The sequence below is a fragment of the Streptohalobacillus salinus genome (assembly GCF_003201605.1).
GTDB classification, from domain to species: Bacteria; Bacillota; Bacilli; order Bacillales; family Amphibacillaceae; genus Streptohalobacillus; species Streptohalobacillus salinus.
This window is the reverse complement of record NZ_QJJR01000002.1, coordinates 256,153-281,029: the sequence shown is the minus strand read 5'-3', so window position 1 is coordinate 281,029 and position 24,877 is coordinate 256,153. Positions and strand designations below refer to the sequence as shown.

The 24,877-nt window shown below is 37.6% G+C and carries 27 protein-coding genes; 19 read left to right on the top strand and 8 right to left on the bottom strand.

The window, feature by feature from the left end:
* The first annotated feature begins 215 nt into the window (after positions 1-215).
* Positions 216-1,100, top strand: coding sequence for a PepSY domain-containing protein (locus tag DES38_RS02835; RefSeq protein ID WP_170114312.1), 885 nt, complete (start codon positions 216-218; stop codon positions 1,098-1,100).
* A gap of 105 nt (positions 1,101-1,205) precedes the next feature.
* Here DES38_RS02835 and DES38_RS02830 read toward each other — a convergent pair whose 3' ends face one another.
* Positions 1,206-1,406 (bottom strand): cold-shock protein, encoded by a 201-nt coding sequence (locus tag DES38_RS02830; protein ID WP_062322196.1) that lies wholly within the window; start codon positions 1,404-1,406, stop codon positions 1,206-1,208.
* Positions 1,407-1,714: 308 nt separating this feature from the next.
* Between DES38_RS02830 and rlmN the strand changes: the two genes are divergently transcribed.
* From rlmN to DES38_RS02815, 3 genes are all read left to right on the top strand, one after another.
* Complete coding sequence (rlmN, locus tag DES38_RS02825) at positions 1,715-2,788, top strand: dual-specificity RNA methyltransferase RlmN (protein ID WP_110250567.1); 1,074 nt, start codon at positions 1,715-1,717, stop codon at positions 2,786-2,788.
* Between the two features lie 623 nt (positions 2,789-3,411).
* Entirely contained in the window at positions 3,412-5,091 is a 1,680-nt protein-coding gene (locus tag DES38_RS02820; protein ID WP_110250566.1) for a glycoside hydrolase family 13 protein, read from the top strand.
* 17 nt (positions 5,092-5,108) lie between these two features.
* A complete protein-coding gene (locus DES38_RS02815) occupies positions 5,109-6,776 on the top strand; it encodes a glycoside hydrolase family 13 protein (protein WP_110250565.1) in 1,668 nt (555 codons plus the stop codon).
* A 75-nt stretch (positions 6,777-6,851) separates the two neighbouring features.
* Here DES38_RS02815 and DES38_RS02810 read toward each other — a convergent pair whose 3' ends face one another.
* From DES38_RS02810 to DES38_RS02780, 7 genes are all read right to left on the bottom strand, one after another.
* On the bottom strand, positions 6,852-7,631 hold the full coding sequence (locus DES38_RS02810; RefSeq protein ID WP_110250564.1) for an ABC transporter permease: 780 nt from the start codon (positions 7,629-7,631) through the stop codon (positions 6,852-6,854).
* Entirely contained in the window at positions 7,618-8,364 is a 747-nt protein-coding gene (locus DES38_RS02805; RefSeq protein WP_110250563.1) for an ABC transporter ATP-binding protein, read from the bottom strand. Before DES38_RS02805 ends, DES38_RS02810 begins: the two co-directional genes overlap by 14 nt.
* A gap of 85 nt (positions 8,365-8,449) precedes the next feature.
* Positions 8,450-9,373 carry an ABC transporter substrate-binding protein gene (locus DES38_RS02800; RefSeq protein WP_110250562.1) on the bottom strand — a complete coding sequence of 308 codons (924 nt, stop codon included), beginning with the start codon at positions 9,371-9,373 and terminating at the stop codon, positions 8,450-8,452.
* A 129-nt stretch (positions 9,374-9,502) separates the two neighbouring features.
* Positions 9,503-10,420 carry a homoserine O-succinyltransferase gene (locus tag DES38_RS02795; protein WP_110250561.1) on the bottom strand — a complete coding sequence of 306 codons (918 nt, stop codon included), beginning with the start codon at positions 10,418-10,420 and terminating at the stop codon, positions 9,503-9,505.
* Positions 10,421-10,637: 217 nt separating this feature from the next.
* Complete coding sequence (locus tag DES38_RS02790) at positions 10,638-10,778, bottom strand: YvrJ family protein (protein ID WP_110250560.1); 141 nt, start codon at positions 10,776-10,778, stop codon at positions 10,638-10,640.
* A gap of 70 nt (positions 10,779-10,848) precedes the next feature.
* A complete protein-coding gene (locus DES38_RS02785; protein WP_110250559.1) occupies positions 10,849-11,064 on the bottom strand; it encodes a DUF2922 domain-containing protein in 216 nt (71 codons plus the stop codon).
* 35 nt (positions 11,065-11,099) lie between these two features.
* Positions 11,100-11,321, bottom strand: a complete 222-nt coding sequence (locus DES38_RS02780) for a DUF1659 domain-containing protein (protein WP_110250558.1) — start codon at positions 11,319-11,321, stop codon at positions 11,100-11,102.
* A gap of 303 nt (positions 11,322-11,624) precedes the next feature.
* Between DES38_RS02780 and DES38_RS02775 the strand changes: the two genes are divergently transcribed.
* From DES38_RS02775 to DES38_RS02705, 15 genes are all read left to right on the top strand, one after another.
* Entirely contained in the window at positions 11,625-12,404 is a 780-nt protein-coding gene (locus DES38_RS02775; protein ID WP_110250557.1) for a Cof-type HAD-IIB family hydrolase, read from the top strand.
* Between the two features lie 36 nt (positions 12,405-12,440).
* Positions 12,441-12,698 carry a DUF6171 family protein gene (locus DES38_RS02770; RefSeq protein ID WP_110250556.1) on the top strand — a complete coding sequence of 86 codons (258 nt, stop codon included), beginning with the start codon at positions 12,441-12,443 and terminating at the stop codon, positions 12,696-12,698.
* Between the two features lie 52 nt (positions 12,699-12,750).
* Complete coding sequence (locus DES38_RS02765) at positions 12,751-13,908, top strand: M20 family metallopeptidase (protein ID WP_110250555.1); 1,158 nt, start codon at positions 12,751-12,753, stop codon at positions 13,906-13,908.
* 103 nt (positions 13,909-14,011) lie between these two features.
* A complete protein-coding gene (locus DES38_RS02760; protein WP_110250554.1) occupies positions 14,012-14,863 on the top strand; it encodes a transporter substrate-binding domain-containing protein in 852 nt (283 codons plus the stop codon).
* A gap of 73 nt (positions 14,864-14,936) precedes the next feature.
* A complete protein-coding gene (locus DES38_RS02755) occupies positions 14,937-15,596 on the top strand; it encodes an amino acid ABC transporter permease (RefSeq protein ID WP_110250553.1) in 660 nt (219 codons plus the stop codon).
* On the top strand, positions 15,589-16,311 hold the full coding sequence (locus DES38_RS02750; RefSeq protein ID WP_110250552.1) for an amino acid ABC transporter ATP-binding protein: 723 nt from the start codon (positions 15,589-15,591) through the stop codon (positions 16,309-16,311). The genes DES38_RS02755 and DES38_RS02750 overlap by 8 nt, the downstream gene beginning before the upstream one ends.
* A gap of 143 nt (positions 16,312-16,454) precedes the next feature.
* Entirely contained in the window at positions 16,455-16,901 is a 447-nt protein-coding gene (locus DES38_RS02745; RefSeq protein ID WP_110250551.1) for a DUF5392 family protein, read from the top strand.
* A 134-nt stretch (positions 16,902-17,035) separates the two neighbouring features.
* Complete coding sequence (locus tag DES38_RS02740; protein ID WP_110250550.1) at positions 17,036-17,248, top strand: hypothetical protein; 213 nt, start codon at positions 17,036-17,038, stop codon at positions 17,246-17,248.
* Between the two features lie 124 nt (positions 17,249-17,372).
* Positions 17,373-18,332, top strand: a complete 960-nt coding sequence (locus DES38_RS02735; RefSeq protein ID WP_110250549.1) for an AAA family ATPase — start codon at positions 17,373-17,375, stop codon at positions 18,330-18,332.
* Entirely contained in the window at positions 18,329-19,420 is a 1,092-nt protein-coding gene (locus DES38_RS02730) for a DUF58 domain-containing protein (RefSeq protein ID WP_110250548.1), read from the top strand. Before DES38_RS02735 ends, DES38_RS02730 begins: the two co-directional genes overlap by 4 nt.
* Positions 19,420-20,694 carry a hypothetical protein gene (locus DES38_RS02725; RefSeq protein WP_110250547.1) on the top strand — a complete coding sequence of 425 codons (1,275 nt, stop codon included), beginning with the start codon at positions 19,420-19,422 and terminating at the stop codon, positions 20,692-20,694. The genes DES38_RS02730 and DES38_RS02725 overlap by 1 nt, the downstream gene beginning before the upstream one ends.
* A gap of 64 nt (positions 20,695-20,758) precedes the next feature.
* Positions 20,759-21,370, top strand: a complete 612-nt coding sequence (locus DES38_RS02720; RefSeq protein WP_110250546.1) for an alpha/beta hydrolase — start codon at positions 20,759-20,761, stop codon at positions 21,368-21,370.
* A 286-nt stretch (positions 21,371-21,656) separates the two neighbouring features.
* Positions 21,657-22,046 (top strand): GntR family transcriptional regulator, encoded by a 390-nt coding sequence (locus DES38_RS02715; RefSeq protein ID WP_110250545.1) that lies wholly within the window; start codon positions 21,657-21,659, stop codon positions 22,044-22,046.
* A complete protein-coding gene (locus tag DES38_RS02710) occupies positions 22,039-22,935 on the top strand; it encodes an ABC transporter ATP-binding protein (RefSeq protein ID WP_110250544.1) in 897 nt (298 codons plus the stop codon). The genes DES38_RS02715 and DES38_RS02710 overlap by 8 nt, the downstream gene beginning before the upstream one ends.
* Positions 22,910-24,865, top strand: coding sequence for a hypothetical protein (locus DES38_RS02705; protein ID WP_110250543.1), 1,956 nt, complete (start codon positions 22,910-22,912; stop codon positions 24,863-24,865). Before DES38_RS02710 ends, DES38_RS02705 begins: the two co-directional genes overlap by 26 nt.
* Positions 24,866-24,877: the final 12 nt, after the last annotated feature.

Below are 24,877 nucleotides of genomic sequence, written 5' to 3'. Positions count from 1 at the left end.
GAAGGTTACTTGTTAGAGCGATGCACAAGTGTGAATGGGTATGTTTTAAGTCAGCTAGGAATAGGCTAGTTCTATTTTTAATTGATCATAGGTGTCCTTACATAATGAGTGTAAGGTTATACAATAATTTTCTCATCAAACTCTCATAATATTTATAGAGAATGTTCATAATCGTTCGATATAATAAGTATATAAAACGTGGGGGGGGGATTAACATGAAAAAATCTTTTCAGAAGGCTATTATTAGTTTAATCGGGGGTGTAACAGTCATAGCGCTTAGTGTGTTTGTTTTTCAATTTGCATCATCACAATCACAAGCAAAGATATCTGAAGACGAAGCACGAGCCATGGTTGAACAACAGTTTCCAGGCATCATTGATAAGTTAGAGTTAGATGATGGGGTCTATGAAATTGAAATTAAAACAGAAACGGCGCATTTTGAACTTGAAATTGATGCGGATACTGGAGAGATACTAAAGCTTGAAGAAAAAGTCTTAACTGCTTCAGATGAAGTATCTACTGATAGCTCAGTGATAGAAAATAAAGTCGATGATAATCAGCCGACAACGGAAGATAATCAACCTAGCGAGAGCACGGTAGATAATGAAGCTGTCGAAAAAAATGTAACAACGGATGAAAATCAAACAGCAACTAATTCAGAGCAAACGGCAAGTAACAAAACAGTAGAAAATAATCAATCAGAGAAATCGAATCAGACAACAACCAGTTCGGAGAGCAGTGAACAAGCTAGCAATAAAGAAAATTCAAAAACAAATAGTAGCGAAAAAACTGAACCAGTTTTAATTTCAGCTACTCAAGCAATAGAAATTGCGTTAACTAAAGCAAATGGTGCAAATGTTAAAGAAATTGAACTGGATGAAGATGATGATCGTTACTATTATGAAATTAAATTATATTCAGCCACGCACGAGATAGAGATGGACATAGATGCATATAGTGGAAAAGTGATTGTCATCGAGTATGAAAAATTCGATCAATATGACGATGACGAAGATGACCAAGACGAAGATGAAGACGACGACGAAGATGAAGATGATGATGACAATGAAGATGACGATGACGACCAAGACGAAGACTAATATAGAGTAACAAAAAGCAACGCCCCTGAGAAGGGGCGTTGCTTTTTAATTTTGGACAGAAAAAAAGAGAACGAATGAATCGTTCTCTTTTGTATTAAGCTCTAATTAGTTTTTTTCAACGTTAGCTGCTTGTGGTCCACGGTTACCTTCTTCGATGTCGAAAGTTACTGCTTGTCCTTCTTCAAGTGTTTTAAAGCCGTCGCCTTGGATTGCTGAGAAGTGTACGAATACATCATCTTGTCCTTCTACTTCGATAAATCCAAAACCTTTGTCTGCGTTAAACCATTTTACTGTACCTTGTGCCATATTACTTTTCCTCCTAGTGTGGTGTTTCCACACAATTGTATTACTATTCTTGCTCAAGCATCAAAACGAAAACGTTCACGTTGCAAGTTACTTGAAGTGTTTTGTCGAACAAAATAGCTAAGTTCATTATAGCAGGTGATTTTTAGAATTGCAACCCTATTTGATGATAAAAGTAATAAAAATACTAATAAAATTCAGAATTTTTCAGTTTTTGTTGATATAGCAACAAATACTTGCGTAAATTTGTGATAAAATATAGTATGAAGAGGGTTCAAATGTACGGCTTAAATGAGTGAGGAGAATAAAATATGGAAACAAAGACATCCATTTATGGATTTACAAAAGATCAATTAACGGAATGGTTTGAGAAAAACGGACTGAAAAAATTCAGAGCAACACAAGTATGGGATTGGTTGTACATTAAACGCGTACAATCATTTAATGATATGACAAACCTAAATAAAGAAACACGCCAGTTACTTGACCAACATTTTACTATTGGCACATTAGAAGAAGAAATAAAACAAGAATCTAAAGACGGAACAATTAAGTTTTTATTTAAATTAACAGATGGAAATTTAATTGAAACGGTATTAATGCGCTTTTCCTATGGGTTAAGTGTGTGTGTGACAACGCAAGTAGGCTGTAATATTGGTTGCACATTTTGCGCAAGTGGTCTATTGAAGAAAGATCGTGACTTGACCAGTGGGGAAATTGTTGAACAGATTATGAAAGTGCAACACCATTTGGACCAGGTAGGTAAGGATGAGCGCGTTAGTCATATTGTCGTAATGGGTATTGGTGAGCCGTTTGACAATTATGAACATACCATGAATTTCTTGCGGACGGTAAACGACCAAAAAGGCTTATCTATTGGTGCGCGTCATATTACAGTTTCAACAAGTGGATTAGCGCATCGCATTCGTGACTTTGCTGATGAAAATATGCAAGTGAATCTGGCGGTTTCAATTCACGCCCCTAATGATGAATTAAGAACACAGATTATGAAAATTAATAAAGCTTTTCCAATTGAAAAGTTAATGGCTGCCATCGATTATTATTTAGAAACAACGAACCGGAGAATTACGTTTGAATACATCTTACTCAAAGATGTAAATGATCATAAAAAAGAAGCGAAGCAATTAGCGCAACTTTTGAAAGATAAGCGCCACCTTTCTTATGTGAACTTAATTCCATACAACCCAGTGGCTGAACATAATCAATATGAACGCAGTGAAAAAGAAGCGATTTTAGGTTTCTATGAAACCTTATTAAAAGAGGGAATTAACTGTGGTGTACGTGTTGAACAAGGTTCTGATATTGATGCAGCCTGTGGTCAATTAAGAAGTAAACAAATGCAAAAACAAAAAGACAAAGCGTAACAAGTAAAGAAATTAATTGCGTTTTAGGTAAATCAGTAAACAAGATATCAAGTAATATAAAGAAGCGCTGTAATAGTTGGTGTTAATGAACGTGTTTCAATCAATCCTTTGTGATCGATTGAAAGGCTGTTCATTAACATCTTTTTTTAATGAAATAATATCAATACAGAGATGCAGCAGGGGAGTACGAAAGTACCTTGCTGCATCTTTGTATTGATGCGAAGGCCAATCCCAAAAGGCTTTAGGGGTGAGTGAAATGAGCACACTGCCGGACTCTTGATTCAAATATCTATGCCTAGTATTTGATGAATCATTCCAACATTTTGGTCAGCGAGTAATTCTAGGTTGGATGTCAAGCTTAACTTCGCATCCTATTAAGAAAAATGGCGAGGGTAAGTCTTCACTATAAAAAATATTGCGGAGGAGAAGAGAGTATGCTATTCTTTGAAAAGAAGTGCAATCGTTTGCTTTAATAAATATATTTTATTAAGTTTTGGTTGTCCGAATGAAAGTGATTGCAGAAGTATGATAGACTAAAAAGAAAACGAGAAGACTAAATCCAATAAAGACGTTTCATAGAAATGTTGCGCAATGAAAAAATTTAAGGAGAGGGCGTCGGTACAATGACGAGTTGGTGGAAAGATGCGATTGTCTACCAGATTTATCCGAGAAGTTTTAATGATTCTAATGATGATGGCATTGGCGATATTAACGGGATCACAGAAAAACTTAATTATTTAAAAACACTAGGGATTGATATCATTTGGCTGTCACCTCTATATCAATCGCCAAATGACGATAATGGTTATGATATAAGTGATTATCAAGCGATTATGGATGAGTTTGGCACGATGGCCGAGTATGACCTTATGTTAAAGCGTGCGAAAGAATTAGGAATTCATATTATGATGGATTTGGTAGTGAATCACACATCAGATGAACATGCATGGTTTCAAGCATCAAAACAGAGTAAAGACAATCCAAAACGGGACTATTACATTTGGAAAGATCCTTTACCAGATGGTTCAGCACCCACAAATTGGGGGGCTGCATTTGGCGGGAGTGCCTGGGAATATGATGAGAAGACCAATCAATACTTTCTCCATTTATTTAGTAAAAAACAACCTGATTTAAACTGGGAAAACGAAGCAATGCGCCAAGATATATATGAGATGATGCGCTTTTGGTTAGAAAAAGGAGTCAGTGGTTTTAGAATGGATGTTATTAATATGATATCTAAAGATCGTCATTTCCCTGATGGTAAGTTATTAAAAACAGGTTATGGCGATGGAAGTCCCTATTATTTTAATGGTCCCAAAGTACATGATTATCTTCAAGAAATGCATCAGGAAGCATTAACCGGCTATCAAACGATTACTGTTGGCGAGATGCCAAATGTGTCCGTTGAACAGGCGAAAAAATACACAGGAAAAGACCGACAAGAATTAGATATGGTGTTTCATTTTGAACATGTTGGATTAGGGGATGGTGAACTAGGTAAGTGGTCGCCAGAAGATTGGTCGCTTATTGAACTAAAAGCGATTTTCTCTACTTGGCAAGAAGGGCTTGATGCGGTCGGTTGGAATTCTTTATATTGGAGCAATCATGATCAGCCACGTGCAATTTCTCGCTTTGGTAATGATTCAGAAGCTTACCGGGTGCGCTCAGGTAAAATGTTAGCTACAGCCTTGCATATGTTGAAAGGAACGCCATACATCTTTCAAGGTGAAGAAATCGGCATGACAAATGTCAGTTTTAATGATTTAGCAGATTACCGTGATTTAGAAACACTGAATGCTTATGATGAACTTGTCGGAAAAGATTTATTAACCAACGAAGAGATGCTCGCTGCGATTCACGCACGTGGACGCGATAATGCCCGAACACCGATGCAATGGTCCGATGAATTTCAAGCAGGATTTACAGAAGGAACGCCATGGATACCAATAAATCCTAATTATTCGGACATAAATGTCGTCGCAGCTCTAGAAGATGAAAATTCATTATTTTATTATTATCAACAATTGATCGCGTTAAGAAAAAAATATCCAATCATTGTTGAGGGTCGCTATCAAGTGCTATATCCTGATCATGAGGATATCTATCTTTATAAACGGGTGTTGGATAAGCAAGAATTGTGGGTCTTGACTAACTTTAGTGATAAAAAAGTGTTCGTTGATATAGACGTAACATTAGCTGAAGGTCAATGTCTAATAGCTAACATCGGTAAAGGTATTAAACAAAAAGAAGCAAGCATCGAGCTTGAACCTTATCAAGCAGCAGTTTACTTGTTTGATAAATAAATGTGGGGGAAATGAAGATGGAAAAGAAAATATGGTGGAAAGAAGCGGTCGCTTACCAAGTATATCCGCGTAGTTTTAATGATTCAAATGGTGATGGTATTGGCGACATTCAAGGAATTATTGAAAAATTAGATTACTTAAAAGGATTGGGCATTGATGTCATTTGGGTCAGTCCAATTTATCAATCACCAAACGATGATAATGGTTATGACATTAGTGACTATAAAGATATTATGGCTGATTTTGGGACAATGGCTGATTTTGATGAGTTACTGAAGGAAACACATAAACGTGACATGAAAATCATTATGGATTTAGTTATCAATCATACGTCTGATGAGCATCCTTGGTTCGTTGAATCAGCAAGTTCAAAGGAGAATCCTAAGCGCGATTGGTACATTTGGCACCCAGGTAGAGGTGAGAAAGAACCGAATAATTGGGAGTCAATATTCAGTGGCTCTGTTTGGGAGTTTGACGAAAAAACAAAAGAGTATTACATGCATGTTTTTTCTAAAAAACAACCTGATTTGAATTGGGAAAATGAAGCGGTAAGAGATGCTTTATATGAGATGGTAAATTGGTGGTTAGATAAAGGCATCGACGGGTTTAGAATTGATGCGATTTCACACATTAAAAAAACCGCTGCGTTTCCTGACTTGCCGAATCCAGAGCGGAAAAAATATGTTCCTTCTTTCTCAGGGCATATGAATCAACCAGGAATTGAAAAGTTTTTATCTGAATTTGCTGATCGCACACTGAAGCAGTATGATATTATGACGGTTGGTGAAGCAAATGGCGTTAAGGTTGAAGATGCTGAAGATTGGGTTGGGGAAGAACAAGGGTATTTCAATATGATTTTTCAGTTTGATCATTTAAGCCTTTGGGGAACTTCAACAAAAGGTGGCCTTGATTTAGCTGCGCTAAAAAAAGCCTTAACAAAATGGCAAGTAGGATTGGAACACAAAGGATGGAATGCTCTATTCTTAGAAAATCATGACCAACCTCGATCCGTCTCAACCTGGGGCAATGATTCGGATTTGCGTCAAACATCAGCAAAGGCACTGGCGACGTTATATTTCTTAATGAAAGGGACACCGTTTATCTATCAAGGCCAGGAAATTGGCATGACGAATGTACATTTCGACTCGATTGATGATTATAACGATGTTGCAATAAAAAATCTTTACAAACATAAGATTGAAGAAGGTGTTCCGCACGAGGAAGTCATGGCTTCAATTTGGATGAACGGCCGTGATAATTCTCGGACACCAATGCAATGGAATCAGGATCCAATGGCGGGCTTTACGACTGGTGAACCTTGGCTCAGAGTGAATCCGAATTACCCGGACATTAACGTTGAACAAAATTTAGCAGATCCTCATTCAGTCTATCACTATTATCGAGAATTAATTAACTTGCGTAAATCAAGTGACGCCTTGATTTATGGCAGTTATTATTTAGTGAAAGGTGATCATGAACAGGTGTATAGTTATTTACGCCATGGCGAAGACGCGAATTATTTGGTTGTCGTCAACATGTTTATTGAACCGACAAAAATTGACTTCAGCAAACACTATCTTTTTGAATCATTAGTTCTGTCCAATTACACAGGAATAGACGAGACCAAGACAGCATTAAAGCTTCGTCCGTTTGAAGCACGTGTCTATAAAGTGAAGATGCTATAATCTTAAATCAAAATAAGCTAAGTTTATGAAGAAAGCCACAAGACAGAGGAGTCTTGTGGCTTTCTTATTGGTTTATTAATCAAGGAAGGACTGTTGTGTTCCTTTTTCAAGCTGAACCCAGGGCAAATAGCGTTGTTCAATCAATTGAATCAACAAAAATAAACCAAGTCCAAGTAAACTGATGGCAACAATGCCAGCATACATATCAATATAATCAATTCTAATCCAACTGTCCATGATAAAATAACCAATTCCGAACGTTGTTGCATAATTTTCTGCGAAGAATAATACAGAAATACTTGTACCAATACTAAGACGAAGCGCAGTAAATAACGAGGGAAGGATAGAAGGGAAAATAATGTGCTTAAATAACTCAATCCGTGTTGCTCCCATTGTTTTGATTGATAAAAAGTATTCCTTTTTCAAATTCATCACACTATCTTTAACGGTGATAATAATTTGAAAAACAATGATTAGTGCCACTAATATTATTTTCGATTGATTACCCAGACCGAACAGCAACATTAAAATAGGTAAGAAGGCAATTTTAGGTAAAGGAAACAGAACAAATACGATTGGCGAAAGGTAAGTGTTAAAAAATTGACTTAAGCCAATCATTAAACCGACGGTTATGCCGAGAATAAGCGCAATTGATGTGGCAACCACGATACGTCCTAAACTGCTAAGTAGATGTAAGAGTAAATCATCTGTGAGTAAGTTGACCAATCGACTAAAAGTTAGCAAAGGATCGGGCACGGTCGGGGTATTTAGTAAAAGGTGAATCACATACCAACAAACAGTCACAATAAGAAGAGCATAGAGTGTGGAGAACTTTAATGAGTTAATTCGCATCATGCATCACCTCGTTTAATGTTTGACGTAATTGATTAGACAACTGATGAAACCCTTGAGACATTTTTGCATCGGGGTTGTGATAACTAGGATTGACAAATGTTTTGAAGACGGTTCCAGGTTGGGTACTCATTACTAAAATACGTTCACCTAGATACAATGCTTCTTCAATATCATGAGTTACAAAAATCATCGTCGTTTTCGTTGATTGATGCAAATGTTTTAATTCACTTTGTAATCGGTCACGCGTGATGGCGTCTAGAGAAGAAAATGCTTCATCAAACAATAATAGATCTGGTGTTTGAACTAAAGCTCTTGCGATCGCGACCCGTTGTTGTTCACCACCTGATAACTCTGTCGGGTATTTTGACTTCACATGATTCAAACCAAGCATAGTTAAAGTTGCTTTAGTACGCGCATCAAACGCAGATCGCTTTACCTTTTGAATGTGTAAAGGTAAACAAATGTTTTCAAACACGGTTTTCCAAGGAAGTAGGCTATAATGCTGGGAGATAAGTGCAGTTGTTCGACGTGGTTTTAATAAAGGTGTGTGATTGACGAAGATTGATCCACTGGTAGGTTTAATCAGTCCAGCGAATATATGTAGTAATGATGTTTTACCGCAACCTGAGGGGCCAATGATCGCTAAAGACTCATGAGCATTAATGTGAAGCGATAGGTCTGATAAGATTTCAGTGTTATTGTAATATAATGATATATTCTCCGATGTGATCATTATTAGAAGTCTCCTTTTTCATATGTGAAAAGTAGGTTGAGTCAGTGTTGTGACTCAACCTTATCGGTCTATTGCTAGTGCTTCCTTATTCTACAAAGTCGGCAAAGTATGCATCGATATTTTGGTCAATGGTAATCCCCTGTATGTCTTCTACCCAAGCTGTGATTTTTTCCATGTAATTGCGACTTGGAAGTCGAGCAGGTTGATAGCTTGGTAATGTAACAAATGGTTTAATTTCTGGGGGGACATCTAATTCCTCAATCAGTGTATCAAGTGCCAGATCAGTATCAGCATTAATGAGTTCAATTGCTTCATTATAACCGGCTACAAAGCGTTTAATCGCAACTTCATTTTCCTCGATTGCTGTTTTAGTAAACACAATGGCTTGTACAGATTCACCTTCTTCATCGGTCACAGAAACTGCTTTTGTTAAACCGTTACGTTCACCAATCGAGGCAACGGGTTCAGGAATTAAGGCCATGTCTAATTGGTTTTGCGCCAACATTTCTAATCGCGTAGGTATTTCAGGGATATAGGTCTTTTCTAAAGTATAGTTAGGTGCGATAAAGGTATCCGCTAAATAATTTGTGACACTGACTTCCATTATACCTAAGGATACAGGTTCCTCAGGATTAAATTGATCATTAACCAAAAAGCTGAAGCTTCCATCGGTACTGGTTACAATTTGTGTTTCAAAGCCGTTATGCCAATTATTTAAAAAAGCCACTAAATCAGTTAAGGCTCCATCGATTTCGTTGGTTTGCAAAGCGGTTTGCCGGTTATTTGCGTTAGTAAAGAGTTCGACATCAACGGACACGTTCAGGTCCTCAAAAAGGCCTTCATTTATCGCAATGAAAACAGGCAAAGCATCAACGGCAGGCATAAGTCCTAATTTTAATGAAACCACTTCATTTGGCGCGTCTTCAGGTGAGGTTGAATCCTCTGATTGACAGCCAAATAACAAGGTTACAACAGCCAATAAAGTAAACAAGTAAACCATCTTTCTCATTTTAAAAAACCTTCCATCTTTAATATTTTTTGTTCAATAACATATTTTACCTTATTCGGTTGAGTTTATCAATGTGAAATTCATCACGTAAAAACAACAACCCTCCAAAGGATGGGGAAGGTTGTTGTTTTATTTATTTGATGCCCACTGAAAAGGTGTTTCTTGATAAACAAAATAATTTAGCCAATTGGAGAAGACTAAATATGCAAAAGAACGCCATCGATTTTTAGGTGCGAGCGTTGTATCGTTTTGCGGAAAGTAATTTTCTGGTGCGTTGATGTTAAGCCCTTTTGCTTGGTCACGGATGAATTCAACCAGTAACGTATCGGCATCATATTCAATATGCCCGGTAATGAATAAGTGTCGCTCATCTTTGGAAGCAATTAATAAAGGACCTGCTTCTTTGGAGTCATCAAGTACGGTAAGGTCAGGGTGTGCATATAAACTGGTAAAGTCGGCATCTGTATTGCGGGAATGGGGTGCTAAGAATTCATCATTGATGCCGCGCATTAATTTATGGGTGTCTTCAACCCGATCATGTGTGTAGATGCCACTAATCTTTGCATCGCGGGGTTGTTTGTCAATCCCGTAGTGATAATAAAGTCCGGCCTGTGCGCCCCAACAAATATGCATCGTTGAAGTGACGTGCTGTTTAGACCATGCCATGATTTCACTGATTTCCGGCCAATAATCAACAGCTTCGAAGGCAAGATGCTCAACGGGTGCCCCTGTGATAATTAAACCATCATAGCGTTTTTCTTTGACATCATTAAAGGTTTGGTAAAATTTTTCTAGGTGAGACATCGTTACATTACGGGACTTATAACTTTCAGTATGAATAAAGTCTACATTGACTTGAAGGGGAGAATTACTCAATAAACGTAACAACTGTGTTTCAGTCCGTTCTTTTTCAGGCATTAAATTTAACAGCAGTAAATTGAGTGGCCGAATATCTTGTGTTGTTGCTCGGATATCCTCCATGATGAAAATATTTTCTTTTTCTAAAATAGGTCGTGCCGGTAATTGAATCGGTACGTTAATCGGCAAAAAAATCCCCCCTGTTTAAACTGTTTCTTTTAGTTAACGTTCATTATAGCGTTTAAAAGGGAAGGATTCAATTGTTATTTGATTATTCGAATAAATTGAAAACTGACCATCAACTATTCATCACTAATGACCTCACGGTCTGTTTGAAGTAGGAGGCTTTTGACGTCACACTAGTACGAATGGTCTTTTGACTTCCTAACATGGCGTGATGTGAATATTACACTCGGATTCGTTCTGGTAAGGTAACAATGGACTCAATTAATGTATTGAGTTTTGTTTCAATGCGGTGTAACAAATAAAAAGTCACCGCTATTGGAAAACCTAGATCAGTAATTAACGCCAACCATTGTGGTTCCATCGATTTTGCTCCTTTCTTAAAAAAGATTGAAGTAAAAGAGGAAGGCAATCATTGCCTTCCCCCATTTAGCCTATACGAGTTCAATTGTTTCGACATAACGCTCAACAATTCTAGCGCTATGTTTCTCGACGAAATCCCCACCAGAAGATGAGAAGGCATTACCTGCGATAATCTGATTCATTGCATCGGTAATTAAAGCTGGATTGACTGGCTCGATTGGAGCCTCAAGAGATAGCGTGACAACTTTGTCCTCTTGATTTTTAAATTTCAATTCTAATACTTTCATATGGTTCACCTCCTATTTTTATGATGTTGTTTGAATTACGCCTCCGTAATAAGTGACGTATCATTTCGTTTGATTTCTGATAAACCATACTGTTGTAAACTGGTTAACAATTGACTTGCACTGAGTAGGACTGCAGGAGTTGCTTCAGGTTTGATATTATTAAATGCCTTCGCTTTAATGATATTTTCCCCATCCGCATCTACACCGGTCACAAAAAAGAGCTGTAATCGGGTTTGAATCATATCTTGATTAGCCATGTCTGTCACCTCCTTTCACGGCTATAATCGTTGCGATGAACAAAAGAAGGCTCGCTGTATACAAACTAATTTTCTTCATGTTAAGAAAGAGAGCGTACGAGAGGTTTACCTGAATCTGTTTCTGTCCTGGATGGTAAAGTCAAGTGCATAAACTTTTTCAAAAGATTTCTCATTTTATTTAAAAATCGATATTAAGGGTGTTTTAAGAGTGAAGTGAAAAAGTCTTTCGAGCAACGAAAAAGGTTGGAAATATGCTATACTAACAAAAAGATAATGGATTGATAATTAGGGGGAGATTACAAAATGAAAGAACAAAAGTTGATATTTTTTGATATTGATGGCACGTTGTTAAATCATGATAAACAATTACCAAAGCGTACAAAAGAAGCCATCCACCAATTAAAAGAAGAAGGACATATTGTTGCGATTGCAACCGGTCGCGGGCCATTTATGTATGAACAGCTACGTGAAGCGTTGGCTATTGATACATATGTCAGTTATAACGGCTCTTACGTAGTTCATGATAATGAGATAATTTATCGTTCGCCATTAGACAAAAGTGAGTTAGAGCGTCTAACTACAGAAGCGTTAGAAAAAGGACATCCACTTATGTACATGGACGAAACACATATGAAACAAAATACTAAACATCATCACTACATTACGGAAAGCATAGAGTCCTTAAAACTAGGCATAGATCCGGGTTATGATCCCGATTACTATAAAGATCGTGACTTATATCAGACGTTATTCTTTATTGATGATAAAGAAGAAGACTATTTCAGAGAGCAATATCCTGCTTTTGATTTTGTTCGATGGCATCCACTTTCTGTTGATGTATTGCCAGCAGGTGGATCTAAAGCGTTTGGGATTATACAACTGGTGGATTATTTAGGTTATGATAAAGCGGATGTATATGTGTTTGGGGATGGTCCAAATGATATTGAAATGCTTTCAATGTTTGACCATAGCGTTGCAATGGGCAACGGCTGCGAGGAAGCAAAACAAGTGGCTGGATATGTAACCAAAGATGTCGATGAGGATGGTCTTTATTACGGTTTAAAGCAAGTTGGACTATTGTAAACGATATTTATATTTCATAGTGAAGGTGTGAGAAAAGTGGCTTGTAAAGGCTGTTTAAATCAAACGATATTTACCAAAGATGAGATAAAAGCACTTGTAGATGAACAACTCTTATTTGAACCGGAGCGTGTGGAGGCTGCCGTTTACCAGAGGCGAATTGAACAATGCATGCGTTGCCCGCATTTAGCAGAAGAAACCACCTGTAAACAGTGTGGTTGTTTTGTAGCATTTAGAGCATGGTTACCGCATAAGACCTGTCCCGACTCAAAAGTTAATCGTTGGATCGACAGTTAAGAACGTTGAATCAGGGGAGATAAGAAAAAGAATTGACAAAGGGGCGAATACGATGAAACAACAATTGATTGAATATCTACCAGAAATTGAATCGGATCTATTAGCGATTAGTAAGCAATTGTTCGAAAATCCTGAACTAGGTGATAAGGAATATGCTTCACAGAAGTTGCTGGTGGATTACCTTCGCCAACATGATTTTGACGTTGAAGAAGGGCTTGTCAACCGTCCCACATCTTTTAAAGCGACATTTAAAAGCGAGAAAGACGGCCCGGTGATTGGCTATATGGCTGAGTATGATGCGCTCCCAGGTGTGGGCCATGGCTGTGGGCATAATTTGATTGCAACAATGGGGATTGGGGCAGGTATTTTACTGAGTAAAGTACTGAAAAAAACCGGAGGAAAAGTTATCGTTTTCGGTACACCAGCTGAGGAGACCAATGGAGCGAAAGTGCCGATGGCAGAAGCAGGAATCTTTGATGAATGTGATGTAGCGATGATGGTCCATCCTGCTGGTCTATCAGCAAAAAGCGGTGAATCATTAGCGATGGATGCGATTGAATTTTCTTATGCAGGTAAAACAAGTCATGCGGCTGCCTCACCAGAAGAAGGCATCAATGCTTTGGATAGTGTGATTCAGTTGTTTAATGGAATTAACGCACTGAGAGAGCATCTTCATGATGATGTTCGGATTCACGGGGTAATCACTGAGGGTGGTCAAGCAGCGAATGTTGTACCGGACTTAGCAATTGCTCAATTTTATGTTCGTGCAAAAAAGCGTGCCCGTGTAGATGAAGTTGTAATGAAAGTAAAGCGAATTGCTGAAGGTGCTGCGCTCATGACTGGAGCAAAGCTTTCAACGCGCAATTATGAGCTTAGCTACGATGATATGATTACTAATGAAACACTATCGCATGTTTATACAAAAAATTTACATGCACTAGGGGAAAAGACAATTGAAGAAGCCCGTGGTGGACTTGGATCAATGGATATGGGAAATGTTAGTTATCGGGTCCCCGCCATTCATCCCTATATTGGTTTAAATAAAGAAGGACTGATTGCGCATACCACGGATTTTAGAGATCAAACAATGACAGAAGACGGTCAAGTCGCATTAAGTCGAGGTGCTTTATCACTTGCATTAACAGGTGTAGATGTTCTGACTAACCCAGAATTATTAACGGCTATTCGAAGAGAATTTGAGAAAAAATAATTTTTTTGAACTTTTTACTTCCCAAATGCATAATTATTTGATAAAATTCATAATCATGAATAAATATACAAAACAATCATTGATTGAAGGGGAGAAAAAGAAAATGAAAAAAATTCAAGTATTGGTTTTATTAATGTTAAGTATACTGGTTATTGGTTTAGTAGGTTGTGGTGCAGGTGAAGATGACACAGCACCAGATGTTAATACCGAAGATGATACACAGGATGATGCACAAGGTGAAGACGAAACAGGTGAAGATTCAGAAGCAACTGACGAAGATACGGATAATACATTAGTGATGGCAACATCAGCCGATTATCCACCATTTGAATCACGTGATGTTGATGGAAACTTTATCGGTTTTGATATTGATTTAGCACATTATATAGCCGAAGAATTAGGCATGGAATTAGAAATTCGTGATATGAGCTTTGATGGGTTAATTGGTGCACTACAAGCGGATCGTGTTGATATGGTACTTTCAGGTATGTCAGCAACAGATTCACGTCGTGAAAATGTTGACTTCTCTACAGAATATCATCACTCTGGTGAAATGTTTGTCACGCGTAAAGATGAACCCATGACAGAGCTTGCTGATTTAGAAGGTAAAACTGTAGGTGTTCAACTCGGTACCATTCAAGAAGAGGGCGCTCAAAACCTTCAAGAAGACTATGATTTCGAACTTAAAGCACTTGATGATGCACAAATGTTGATTCAAGAATTAATAACGAACCGTGTTGATGTTGTCTACTTAGATAAGCAAGTGGCACAAGGCTTTATTGAAGCGCAAGACCTTGCTGGATTCGATGATCCTACTGAAGTTTCACCTGGAATGGCGGTAGCGTTCCCTAAAGGCAGTGCGCTTGTTGAGGACGTTAACGCAGCCATTGAACAAGCAATGGAGAATGGTAAACTAGCTGAGCTAGAAGCTGAATGGTTAAGCTCAGAAGAATAAAATCTAGGTAGGCAAGCAAATCATGCTATACTATTGAGGGAAACTAATTAAATAATGAAATGAGGTGTAAGGCATGAATTTGGATTTTAGCCAAATTGTGCCTTATATTCCTTTTATGATAGAAGGAATATGGGTTACGTTACAATTTGTCATTGTTGCGATAATAATTGGGTTTATTATTGGAACAGTTTTAGCTTTGTTTAAAATTGGATCAATCAAACCGTTACGGATGTTTGCCGATGCGTACACATCGATGTTTCGGGGAACGCCGTTAATTTTACAATTAATGATTATTTATTTGGCAACACCGCAATTATTTGCCTATGATATTTCTCCGTTTTTATCAGCCGTTTTAGCGTTTGGATTAAATTCCTCGGCCTATGTGTCTGAAATTATTCGGGCGGGTATTTTAGCTGTAGATAAAGGCCAAACAGAGGCTGCAGTAGCGCTAGGTGTACCTTATCGCGAAATGATGATTGATATTATTTTACCGCAGGCATTAAAGAATATTTTGCCAGCATTAATGAATGAATTTATTACCTTAACAAAAGAGTCTGCAATTGTCTCGACGATTGGTTATTTAGACTTAATGCGCCGAGCTCAAGTTGTTGGAGCAAATATCTATTTAAACTTTGAACCTTTACTGTTTGTAGGGCTCATTTATTGGGGGCTAATTATGGTCCTTAGCTTACTCGGTAAATGGTTAGAACGGAGGTTGAGTGTCGGTGATTAAAGTTGAGCATTTATCAAAAAGTTTCGGTCAAAATGAAGTGTTGTCTGATATTTCTATAGATATAGAAAAAGGGGAAGTAGTATCAGTTATTGGACCGTCGGGTTCAGGTAAATCTACGTTTCTTCGCTGTATTAATTTATTAGAGAAACCTACGGATGGTGTCATCACAGTAGCGGGCCAAGACTTAACGGCTAAAAAAACGAATGTAACCAAGGCGAGAGAAACAATTGGGATGGTTTTTCAACATTTTTATTTATTCCCTCACTTAACTGTATTAGAAAATTTAACCTATGCGCCGATAAAAGTTAAAAAATTGACGAAACAAGATGCACAAGAAAAAGGTCGTGAATTATTAAAACGAGTCGGTTTAAGTGATAAGGAAGATGCGTACCCTAACAGTCTTTCAGGGGGGCAAAAACAACGGGTTGCGATTGCAAGAGCACTTGCAATGGAGCCGGAACTGATGCTATTTGATGAACCAACGTCAGCACTTGACCCTGAGATGGTTAAAGAAGTGCTTGATGTTATGAAGGATTTAGCACATTCAGGAATGACGATGCTTGTTGTCACACATGAGATGGGTTTTGCACGTGAAGTTGCCGATCGCGTATTGTTCTTAGACCAAGGTCTGTTAGTGGAACAAGGTGAGCCTGAAGCGTTCTTTTCAGCACCAAAAACAGAACGCGCCAAAGCATTTTTAGATAAAATATTATAGTCAACACATAGGCAAGGGGGGGTGAACCCCCCTTGCTTTTTTATGCATACCTACAAGTATATACGCTTGCAATGGTGTATGTATTGACCCTGTTTCAGACAACAGCTATAATTAAGATAAGTTAAGAAAAGGAGGATTATCTAATGAATCTATCACAAACAAACCAGTTCCCTCCATTCATTCAACAAGAAATGGATAAGATTCTGGAAAAAATCCGTCCACTGATGAAAAAGATCTCGCTTTATTATATGATTGGCTTGCCGATGCTAATTGTTGGGGCGCTAAATATGATCATGCCGTTTATAAATCCGAGTGCGATGTTTGAAACGTATATATTACCAATTATTTATGCCCTTATTGCAGCGATTGGACTTGCCTTGTTTCGTGAATCGCGCTTTTTACGTAAACAAATGCATTTAATTGGTAAGAATTATATGATCGAACGCGTTAAACGTAGCCAAATTGTTGAAGAGCACGTGAAGAAAAAATATGTGGAGCGATTAGCTAAACCGCTTAAAATGGATTTGCCTTTATTCTTTAATTTTTTGACTGAAGAAAACCGGCGTAAACAAACACAATTTTTCGGATAATATCTAAAGCGAAAGGCAGACGAGGGTCTGTCTTTTTTACTGTGTAAAATTAAAGGTTAAGATTGGAAATAGTATTGTATTCAACGTTAAAATCCTTTAAACTAGTAAAGAATATAATGAAATCACGAGGTGGAATGATGGAAATAATCGAAGCAGCAATCGAAGCGCCATTTGATAATTTATTGGGAACATTTATATACTTAACGGCAGTCATTGTAATTACTATTCTCTCATTAACATTACTATTGTTTTTAATCCCGAACCCTTTGTCAGCGCGGACGAAACAAATCTTAATTGGTGTACTAACCTTTGTTGTTCTTATCATTTGGGCAATTGTTGTATTTTAGTTAAGATGGACCCTTTATAGAGACTTTAGAATAGCAGAGAATAATAAATAATGGTGAGTGTCTTCTCACCATTATTTATTGTTTCAGGATGTAATCGCTAACAATTTGAGAAGGAGTGATAAAGATGGAGTTAACGGAAATTAAACCACTATTTGATAAAATCAAACAAAACATTCAACAGGTGATTATTGGGAAGGACGACACCATTGAACAGTTATTAATTAGTATGTTGGCTGATCGGCACGTGTTATTAGAAGACGTCCCAGGAACCGGCAAGACCATGTTAGCTAAAGTGTTAGCTAAAAGTATTGACTGTTCATTTAACCGCGTACAGTTCACACCAGATCTATTACCGAGCGATGTGATTGGTTTAACAATTTATCGACAACATGAAGGTCGGTTTGAATTTCAACAAGGTCCAATCTTCACGAATATCTTATTAGCAGATGAAATTAATCGAGCAACACCTCGTACTCAGTCTAGCTTACTTGAGGCCATGGAAGAAAAACAAGTGACGATTGATAATAACACCTATGTACTTGCCGCCCCATTCTTAGTCATCGCAACACAAAATCCGATTGAGAATCAAGGAACCTTTCCATTACCAGAGGCCCAAATGGACCGATTCTTCATTAAAATACAGATGGGTTATCCTACAAAAAAAGAAGGTAAAGCGATTCTAAAACGTTTCCAACAGTCCAACCCACTTGATCAATTACAAGCAGTCACTACGCAAAGTGCCTTAGTTGAGGCCCAAGCGAGCTTCACATCTGTTCACGTCGATGAAAGTATCTTTGATTATATTATTGACCTTGCTGAAGAGACGCGAATAGATGAAGCAATTGATATGGGGTTATCCCCTCGTGGTAGTCAAGCATTACTTCGCGCATCACAGGCTCGAGCAGTTATTCAGGGACGCTCCTTTGTAACACCTGATGACGTTAAAGCAATGTTTGAACCTGTTGTTAATCATCGCCTAGCCTATGGACCGATGCTAGAGCAAACGGACATTGAATCCCTGCTTCAAGCCTTAGTTAATCGGGTTGAGGTGCCAACGGAAACCAAAGGATCGGACTTGGCATGAGTATTGCTTGGTTTATTGTTTTTACCATTGGAGTCATCTATTTACAAAGCTATATCTACAATACATATGCGTTAAAAAGATTGAGTTATCGCCGCGACTTTAATCGAAGCCATGTGTATGTCAACCAAGAAGTAGAATTAATTGATGAGTTCGTTAACGATCAATGGTTACCGATTCCTTGGGTCCGGGTTGAGACCAAACTTAGTCGACATTTATTAAGAATAGACCAATCCGAAGTCCCGGAAGACGATCAGTTTCATCAAACGCTCTTTAGTCTAATTCCTTATCAACGAATTAAACGACGGCATCAAATGATTGCAAAAAAACGGGGTGTTTATCATCTTCAGTCTGTGGCGATTACGCTAGGTGACATGTTTGGATTTAGCGAACAATATCGATCAATTGAAACGGATGCAAAATTAATCGTCTATCCACAGTTATTAAAAAAGAATCAATTGCCGCTCGATGTGCAATATTTTTTAGGTGAACAGTCGGTAAAACGTTGGATCATCGAAGATCCTTTCTTGAAGATAGGTACACGAGAGTTAGCGCCAAGTGACTCTGCAGCAAAGATAAACTGGAAAAAGACGGCGCAGACTGATACCATGCATGTTCATCAGCATGATCATACACGTGATCAAGACCTCGTTTTATTGTTGAATGGTGATCAAACAGAAGATATTTGGTTACCGATTGAAAATGACGCAATTTTTGAGTCAAGTATTACTCAAGTAGCAAGTGTCATGTATCATTTGAACCAACAAGGGGCACCTTATCGGTTTGGGACAAACATTGTACTAAATAGTGATCGAATCAAACAAAATCGTCCATTAATATTTAAGGAAAAAGGTTCAGGCACAAAGCACTTTAAACAAAGCTTGGAGACCTTAAGTCAGTTAATTCCTGAGCGAAGTCATAACTTTCATTATTTATTAGATCAATTGTTAGCATCGAAACAAGAACGGATGGATATTGTTATTTTCTCACCACTTCAGTCCATTACCATCAATGAAAAAATCCGGCGTCTAGAACAACAAGGGCACACAGTAACGCTACTTCGGATTAATCATGCAAAGGAGGGAAGCTGATGAAGATCATACAGTCCATGTTTTATAGTGGCCTCGAAGTCTTGACAATTGCGCCACTATTTCTATGGTTTAACCATCTGTTCTTTGACCAAGCAGTGACAAGTGTTGAAATGCTCGGTTTGTTTATCATTTATATGAGTACAGCCGCTTTAGGCCATCTATTCACCGGGTACTGGACGCGACTCCCAATCGGAGCTTCAATTGCATATCTCAGTACGACGTTGATTGAGCTTCCTTCGACTTGGCAAGCTGTCTTGTTTGGTGTGGTGATTTTCGTCATGAGCATTCGTGGCTTTTACTATAGTCGGGTCGAGCTTGAAACTGTTTTTTCAGACGCAATGATGTGGATTATTGCGGTCCCAAGTTATTTTATTAGCTATTTTCTTTTTCAAGACACGCCGTATATTTCTTTTCTAACGTTAGGAGCCATCATTTTAATGATTGCTCTACTCTTTATTACAAACAAGAGTCATTTACGGGCAGCTTCATCGAAGGATGAAGCTGGCGGTAGCTTACCGCGCCATATTAAACGCCAAAATCAGTGGTACTTAGTCATTTTACTGGTTATGATCATTATCATGACACGCTTTAATTTTATTGCTGCAGGTCTTATTCACGCGCTCCGATTTCTTTTTGGGTTATTAAATCAAGAATCAGATATACCAGAAGAATCAATGCAAGAGGACCAAACGTATCAACCACCGATGCCCGAGGTGGAAGTGGCCGAGCCTCATCCTTTAATTGAACTATTCGAGCAAATGCTGGCGATCGTTGCTTATGGTGCCCTGTTTATCGCCATGATGTTTTTCTTATACTTACTAATCAGACAAATTCCGAAAGTAGGACCCCTGATTCAGCGTTTTCTTAAACGTATGCTAGCTGTCCTATTCTTTCATCGAAAGAGACAACAAGATATTAGCGAAACAGCTTATATTGATGAAAAAGCATCTGTATTCACCTTTAAGAATCCTTTTCAACCGTTCAAACACCGTGTTAATCAAACCTTTAGGCGGAAAGTTAAGTGGCAGACACTTGATAATCGGATGAAAGTACGTTATCTCTTTCAGGCTTTCATTATTCATCAGGAGAAGGTAAACGATCCGTTTTGTAAAGGTGAGACAGCACGTGATTTTATCAACCGATTAAATCCAGAAATAATAACAATTGATAATTGGCGAACGCAGTTTATTGAAATGTATGAACGAGCGCGTTACTCAAAAGAAGATGTTGCCACAATTGATGCATTAATCGAGTCTTATAAGCGGAATCATTGACCGTAACTGCATCATTCTGTTATATTTATCTTGAATTCAAAGTAAATGAAAGTAGGTGTTAGCTATGCAACACAGGTATATTGAAAAAGAAACAGACCATCCCGTGTTTTTACTGCTGCACGGGACAGGCGGTAGTGAAAATGATCTAATTCCTGTTGCAGAGATGATTGATCCTGATGCAAGCATATTAACAGTCAGAGGCAATGTGACAGAAAATGGTATGGCACGATTTTTTAAACGCCTTGAAGAAGGTGTTTTTGATGAAGAAGATCTTATCAAGCAAACAACGCACTTGCATGAATTTTTGGATGAAGCAAGTACACAGTATGGATTTAAGCGTGACGAGGTAATTGCATTAGGTTATTCGAATGGTGCTAATATCGCAGGTAGTTTATTAATGCATTTCAAACATAGCGTTCGAGCAGCAATTCTTTATCATCCTATGGTACCGATTCGTGATATAACTTACCCTGATCAAACAGGCATGCATGTCTTTATTGGCGCGGGTGAAAAAGATCCGCTTGTTGATGTAGCTGAAACAAACGAATTAATTGAAAGGTTTCAGTCACAAGGAATCGAAGTGGAGGCGCTTATTACTGCAGGGAGCCATCAATTAACTCATGATGAAATCGCTAAAAGTAAGCAGTGGTATGAATCAATGATTCGAAAGAAATAGCATACAAGCAACCTTAAGTGATCTGTGAAAAGGCAAGTGATACCAACTGGTGTCACTTGCTTTTTTATATGCAATTGATTGCTAGTATGTGCTGCACCAATAATTAAGAAAAGCAATGCACTTCATTATGCAGGAACAGTTATACGTTGTTGTCCCCAAAAAATAAAAGAGTTGTTTTTCAAAAAAGACTTTACATATGAAAAACTTCGACATATACTATTAACTGTATTACGGTAAATAATACAGTTAATACACACCATACAGAAATGAAATCGAGGTGATGTTAATGTTTGAATTAGATATGCGGAGTCGAGACCCAATTTATCAACAACTGGTTGAGAAATTTAAATCACTTATTATTAATCAAGTGATGATTCCTGATGAGCAATTGCCATCTGTAAGAAGTCTGGCTCAAGAAATGACAATTAATCCAAACACAATCCAAAAAGCGTATCGCGAACTTGAAATACAAGGCTATATCTATTCTGTTAAAGGAAAGGGCAGTTTTGTTATGCCCGTTGAAAAAGATGAGAACGAAAAGAAAATTAACACGTTAAAGCAAACAATCCTTAAAGATATCAAAGAAGCATTATTTTTAGGTATAGATGAAGAAGCATTAACCGACTTGATTTCACACGCCGTAGAAGAGGTAAAAGGAGAGAATCCAAATGATTAAAATCGAAGCCCTATCCAAATCGTTCGAGAAGGAATCCGTTCTTAGCGAAGTTAAGCTAAATGTTCGCCAAGGTTCAATTTATGGTTTACTTGGTTCTAACGGTGCTGGGAAAACAACGTTATTGAAAATAATCGCAGGGATAATTAAAGCTGATAAAGGTAATGTGTTGATAGCGGGAAGCGAAGTGTTTGAGCAAGTATCAAGCAAACAACGGTTGATTTTTATTCCTGACAGATCTTTTTTCTTTCAACACTATACAATCAAACAGATGGCTGATTTTTATAAAGAGCAGTATCCAACCTTTAGTGAGCGCCGTTTTTTAGAATTAAAAGATGTATTTAATTTAGATATGAAAAAGAAAGTTCATCAATTTTCCAAAGGAATGCAGCGCCAAGTAACACTGTGGCTATCGCTTGCAGCACAACCAGATGTACTGATTCTTGATGAACCCTTTGACGGTTTAGATGCGGTTGTTCGAAAAAAGATTAAAAATCTAATTGTTAGTGACGTTGCTGAACGAGAAATGACCGTCATGATTTCTTCTCATAATTTACGTGAGGTTGAAGATTTATGTGATGCCGTTGGCATCCTGCATAAAGGTGAATTTGTTACACAACGTGATTTGGATGATTTGAAGTCAGATGTACATAAAGTCCAAGTTGCTTTTAGAGAAACAAAGCCACAATTATTTTCTGATTTTACTGTTTTGCATAAAGAAAAACGAGGATCTGTACACTTGTATATTGTAAAGGGAAACTTGATGGATATTGAATCGCATTTGGCGACAAATAATCCTTTATTGTCAGATGTATTACCCTTAACGTTAGAAGAAATCTTTATTTATGAAATGGAGGGAATCGGTTATGCGATGGAACACATCTTGGAGTAAGAAAGAATTATTCAAACAAAACTTTAGGCAAGCAGGATGGTTAAGTGTTGGCTATACGATTGCCCTACTCTTGTTACTTATTATGAGCATTTTTTCTGAAATAAATAGAATGAAAGAATCAGTTAGTATGTATCAGACATCTTTTGACACTTTATTTTATTATGGTGGTTTTATTCAAGTCATTTTATTACTGGGTGTGCCTACGTTAACGGGGATGGTATTGTTACGCTTTTTACATAAGCAAGATGCCAGTGATTTTATTCACGGTCTCCCGATGACCCGAAAAATGATTTATCTGAATCAAATAAGCTTTGGTTTCATCGCCCTTATTCTTCCAATATTAATTAATGGACTGATTCTAATGTTCATTTACTATTCGGTTGATGGAGCACCATTGATCTATACATTACCTGAAGTCAGTCAGTGGGTGTTTCATTCATTATCAATTGCCTTACTTGTTTATGCTGTGAGTATATTGATTGGAATTTTAACAGGTGTCACGCTCATACAGCTAATCTTCACGATGATTTTATTATTCTTACCAGCTGGTTTTGTGTTTTTACTTTTTTATAACCTAAACTTTGCTTTGATCGGTTTATCTTCTAACTATTGGTTAGAACAATATATTCATCATTTATCACCGATTACAGACATGGAACGGTTGTATACCGCTCAAGCACTAAGTTGGTCGAAGGTATGGATATATTTCTTTGTTACGTTCGTCATTTTATCAATCAGTTACTTTTTATATAAACGACGTCCGGTTGAAGCGGCAACACAAGCGATTAGTTTTACCTTATTAAAACCAATTTTTATTTATAGCTTTACATTTTGCTTCACGTTAGTCGGTGGTTTTTACTCATTTGTTTTCCGCCATAACATGTTATTGATAATCGTGACCTATCTTATATTTTCAATCATCGGTTACTATATCAGTCAAATGATTGTAGAAAAAAGTTGGCGCGTATTTACAAAGATTAAGCCATATACGTATTTCTTTGCAGGCATGTTGATCTTTGGTGTACTAGTATCCTTAGATGTAACAGGCTACGTTAACCGTATTCCAGACACAGATGAAATAACACAAGCTTACTTCATTGACGATATTTATACGTTTAATTCGCGTCAAGATTACTACGGCGTGAAATCAGGTTTTACCGAAGATGAGAATATTGACCGGATTCGTGAGCTTCATCAACAACTTCTCGATGAAGCAAGTCGTGATGATTTTATGAATAATGCTTATCAGCGAGTACGCATTCAATATGAATTAACTAATGGGAACCGTATCACGCGTGAATATTACGTCCAAGAAGAACAAATGAATTGGCTAAGAGACCTTTCAATAAAAGAATCGTCAACATATATTCGCTATACAGACTCTCTTTATTACATTAATGAGCGCAAAGCACAGAAAATTATTTTTTCAGGTGGCAATGGCTATAAAGAGTTAGCGATTACGAATCGCGATGAAATCGTTAAAATTATTGAAGCGTTAAGGGAAGATCGTTTACAAGTGTATGAGAATGAAACCTATACGCATAATTATTTAGAAATAATTATGCCTGGAGAATCAGATGTGTACGTCGATCTGAGCTTTAATTACGCCAATTTGATTGAGTATTTAGAGTCGCATGAGTTACTTGATGAAGCGATGATTGGTCCTGATGATTTAGCACGCGTTGAAGTATTTCCAATACTGGAGGACCTTTATTATTATGACTACAATGAATACCAACAAAAAACAGAACCTGAGCAGATTATCACAGTAGATGATTCGGAGCAGGTTACGACCATATTTGAACATATCGGGCAATATGAAGCTTATGAAGAAGAAGCAGACTACATGGTGATGGTCTTTTTAAAACAACGCCATGAACCTTTAATGTATAGTGTTGGTCGTTCGTTTGAAGATGTTTTAACACGGTAAGGAGGCGAGTCA

What these genes read in the sequence shown, in the direction of transcription:
- DES38_RS02830 (WP_062322196.1), bottom strand. Translation starts at nt 1,406, where the DNA reads ATGGCACAAGGTACAGTAAAATGGTTTAACGCAGACAAAGGTTTTGGA.
- DES38_RS02785 (WP_110250559.1), bottom strand. Translation starts at nt 11,064, where the DNA reads ATGAAAGTATTAGAATTGAAATTTAAAAATCAAGAGGACAAAGTTGTC.
- DES38_RS02800 (WP_110250562.1), bottom strand. Translation starts at nt 9,373, where the DNA reads ATGAGAAAGATGGTTTACTTGTTTACTTTATTGGCTGTTGTAACCTTG.
- DES38_RS02755 (WP_110250553.1), top strand. Translation starts at nt 14,937, where the DNA reads ATGAATTTGGATTTTAGCCAAATTGTGCCTTATATTCCTTTTATGATA.
- DES38_RS02760 (WP_110250554.1), top strand. Translation starts at nt 14,012, where the DNA reads ATGAAAAAAATTCAAGTATTGGTTTTATTAATGTTAAGTATACTGGTT.
- DES38_RS02775 (WP_110250557.1), top strand. Translation starts at nt 11,625, where the DNA reads ATGAAAGAACAAAAGTTGATATTTTTTGATATTGATGGCACGTTGTTA.
- rlmN (WP_110250567.1), top strand. Translation starts at nt 1,715, where the DNA reads ATGGAAACAAAGACATCCATTTATGGATTTACAAAAGATCAATTAACG.
- DES38_RS02810 (WP_110250564.1), bottom strand. Translation starts at nt 7,631, where the DNA reads ATGATGCGAATTAACTCATTAAAGTTCTCCACACTCTATGCTCTTCTT.
- DES38_RS02715 (WP_110250545.1), top strand. Translation starts at nt 21,657, where the DNA reads ATGTTTGAATTAGATATGCGGAGTCGAGACCCAATTTATCAACAACTG.
- DES38_RS02780 (WP_110250558.1), bottom strand. Translation starts at nt 11,321, where the DNA reads ATGGCTAATCAAGATATGATTCAAACCCGATTACAGCTCTTTTTTGTG.
- DES38_RS02705 (WP_110250543.1), top strand. Translation starts at nt 22,910, where the DNA reads ATGCGATGGAACACATCTTGGAGTAAGAAAGAATTATTCAAACAAAAC.
- DES38_RS02730 (WP_110250548.1), top strand. Translation starts at nt 18,329, where the DNA reads ATGAGTATTGCTTGGTTTATTGTTTTTACCATTGGAGTCATCTATTTA.
- DES38_RS02835 (WP_170114312.1), top strand. Translation starts at nt 216, where the DNA reads ATGAAAAAATCTTTTCAGAAGGCTATTATTAGTTTAATCGGGGGTGTA.
- DES38_RS02735 (WP_110250549.1), top strand. Translation starts at nt 17,373, where the DNA reads ATGGAGTTAACGGAAATTAAACCACTATTTGATAAAATCAAACAAAAC.
- DES38_RS02725 (WP_110250547.1), top strand. Translation starts at nt 19,420, where the DNA reads ATGAAGATCATACAGTCCATGTTTTATAGTGGCCTCGAAGTCTTGACA.
- DES38_RS02710 (WP_110250544.1), top strand. Translation starts at nt 22,039, where the DNA reads ATGATTAAAATCGAAGCCCTATCCAAATCGTTCGAGAAGGAATCCGTT.
- DES38_RS02740 (WP_110250550.1), top strand. Translation starts at nt 17,036, where the DNA reads ATGATGGAAATAATCGAAGCAGCAATCGAAGCGCCATTTGATAATTTA.
- DES38_RS02815 (WP_110250565.1), top strand. Translation starts at nt 5,109, where the DNA reads ATGGAAAAGAAAATATGGTGGAAAGAAGCGGTCGCTTACCAAGTATAT.
- DES38_RS02790 (WP_110250560.1), bottom strand. Translation starts at nt 10,778, where the DNA reads ATGGAACCACAATGGTTGGCGTTAATTACTGATCTAGGTTTTCCAATA.
- DES38_RS02745 (WP_110250551.1), top strand. Translation starts at nt 16,455, where the DNA reads ATGAATCTATCACAAACAAACCAGTTCCCTCCATTCATTCAACAAGAA.
- DES38_RS02805 (WP_110250563.1), bottom strand. Translation starts at nt 8,364, where the DNA reads ATGATCACATCGGAGAATATATCATTATATTACAATAACACTGAAATC.
- DES38_RS02820 (WP_110250566.1), top strand. Translation starts at nt 3,412, where the DNA reads ATGACGAGTTGGTGGAAAGATGCGATTGTCTACCAGATTTATCCGAGA.
- DES38_RS02720 (WP_110250546.1), top strand. Translation starts at nt 20,759, where the DNA reads ATGCAACACAGGTATATTGAAAAAGAAACAGACCATCCCGTGTTTTTA.
- DES38_RS02765 (WP_110250555.1), top strand. Translation starts at nt 12,751, where the DNA reads ATGAAACAACAATTGATTGAATATCTACCAGAAATTGAATCGGATCTA.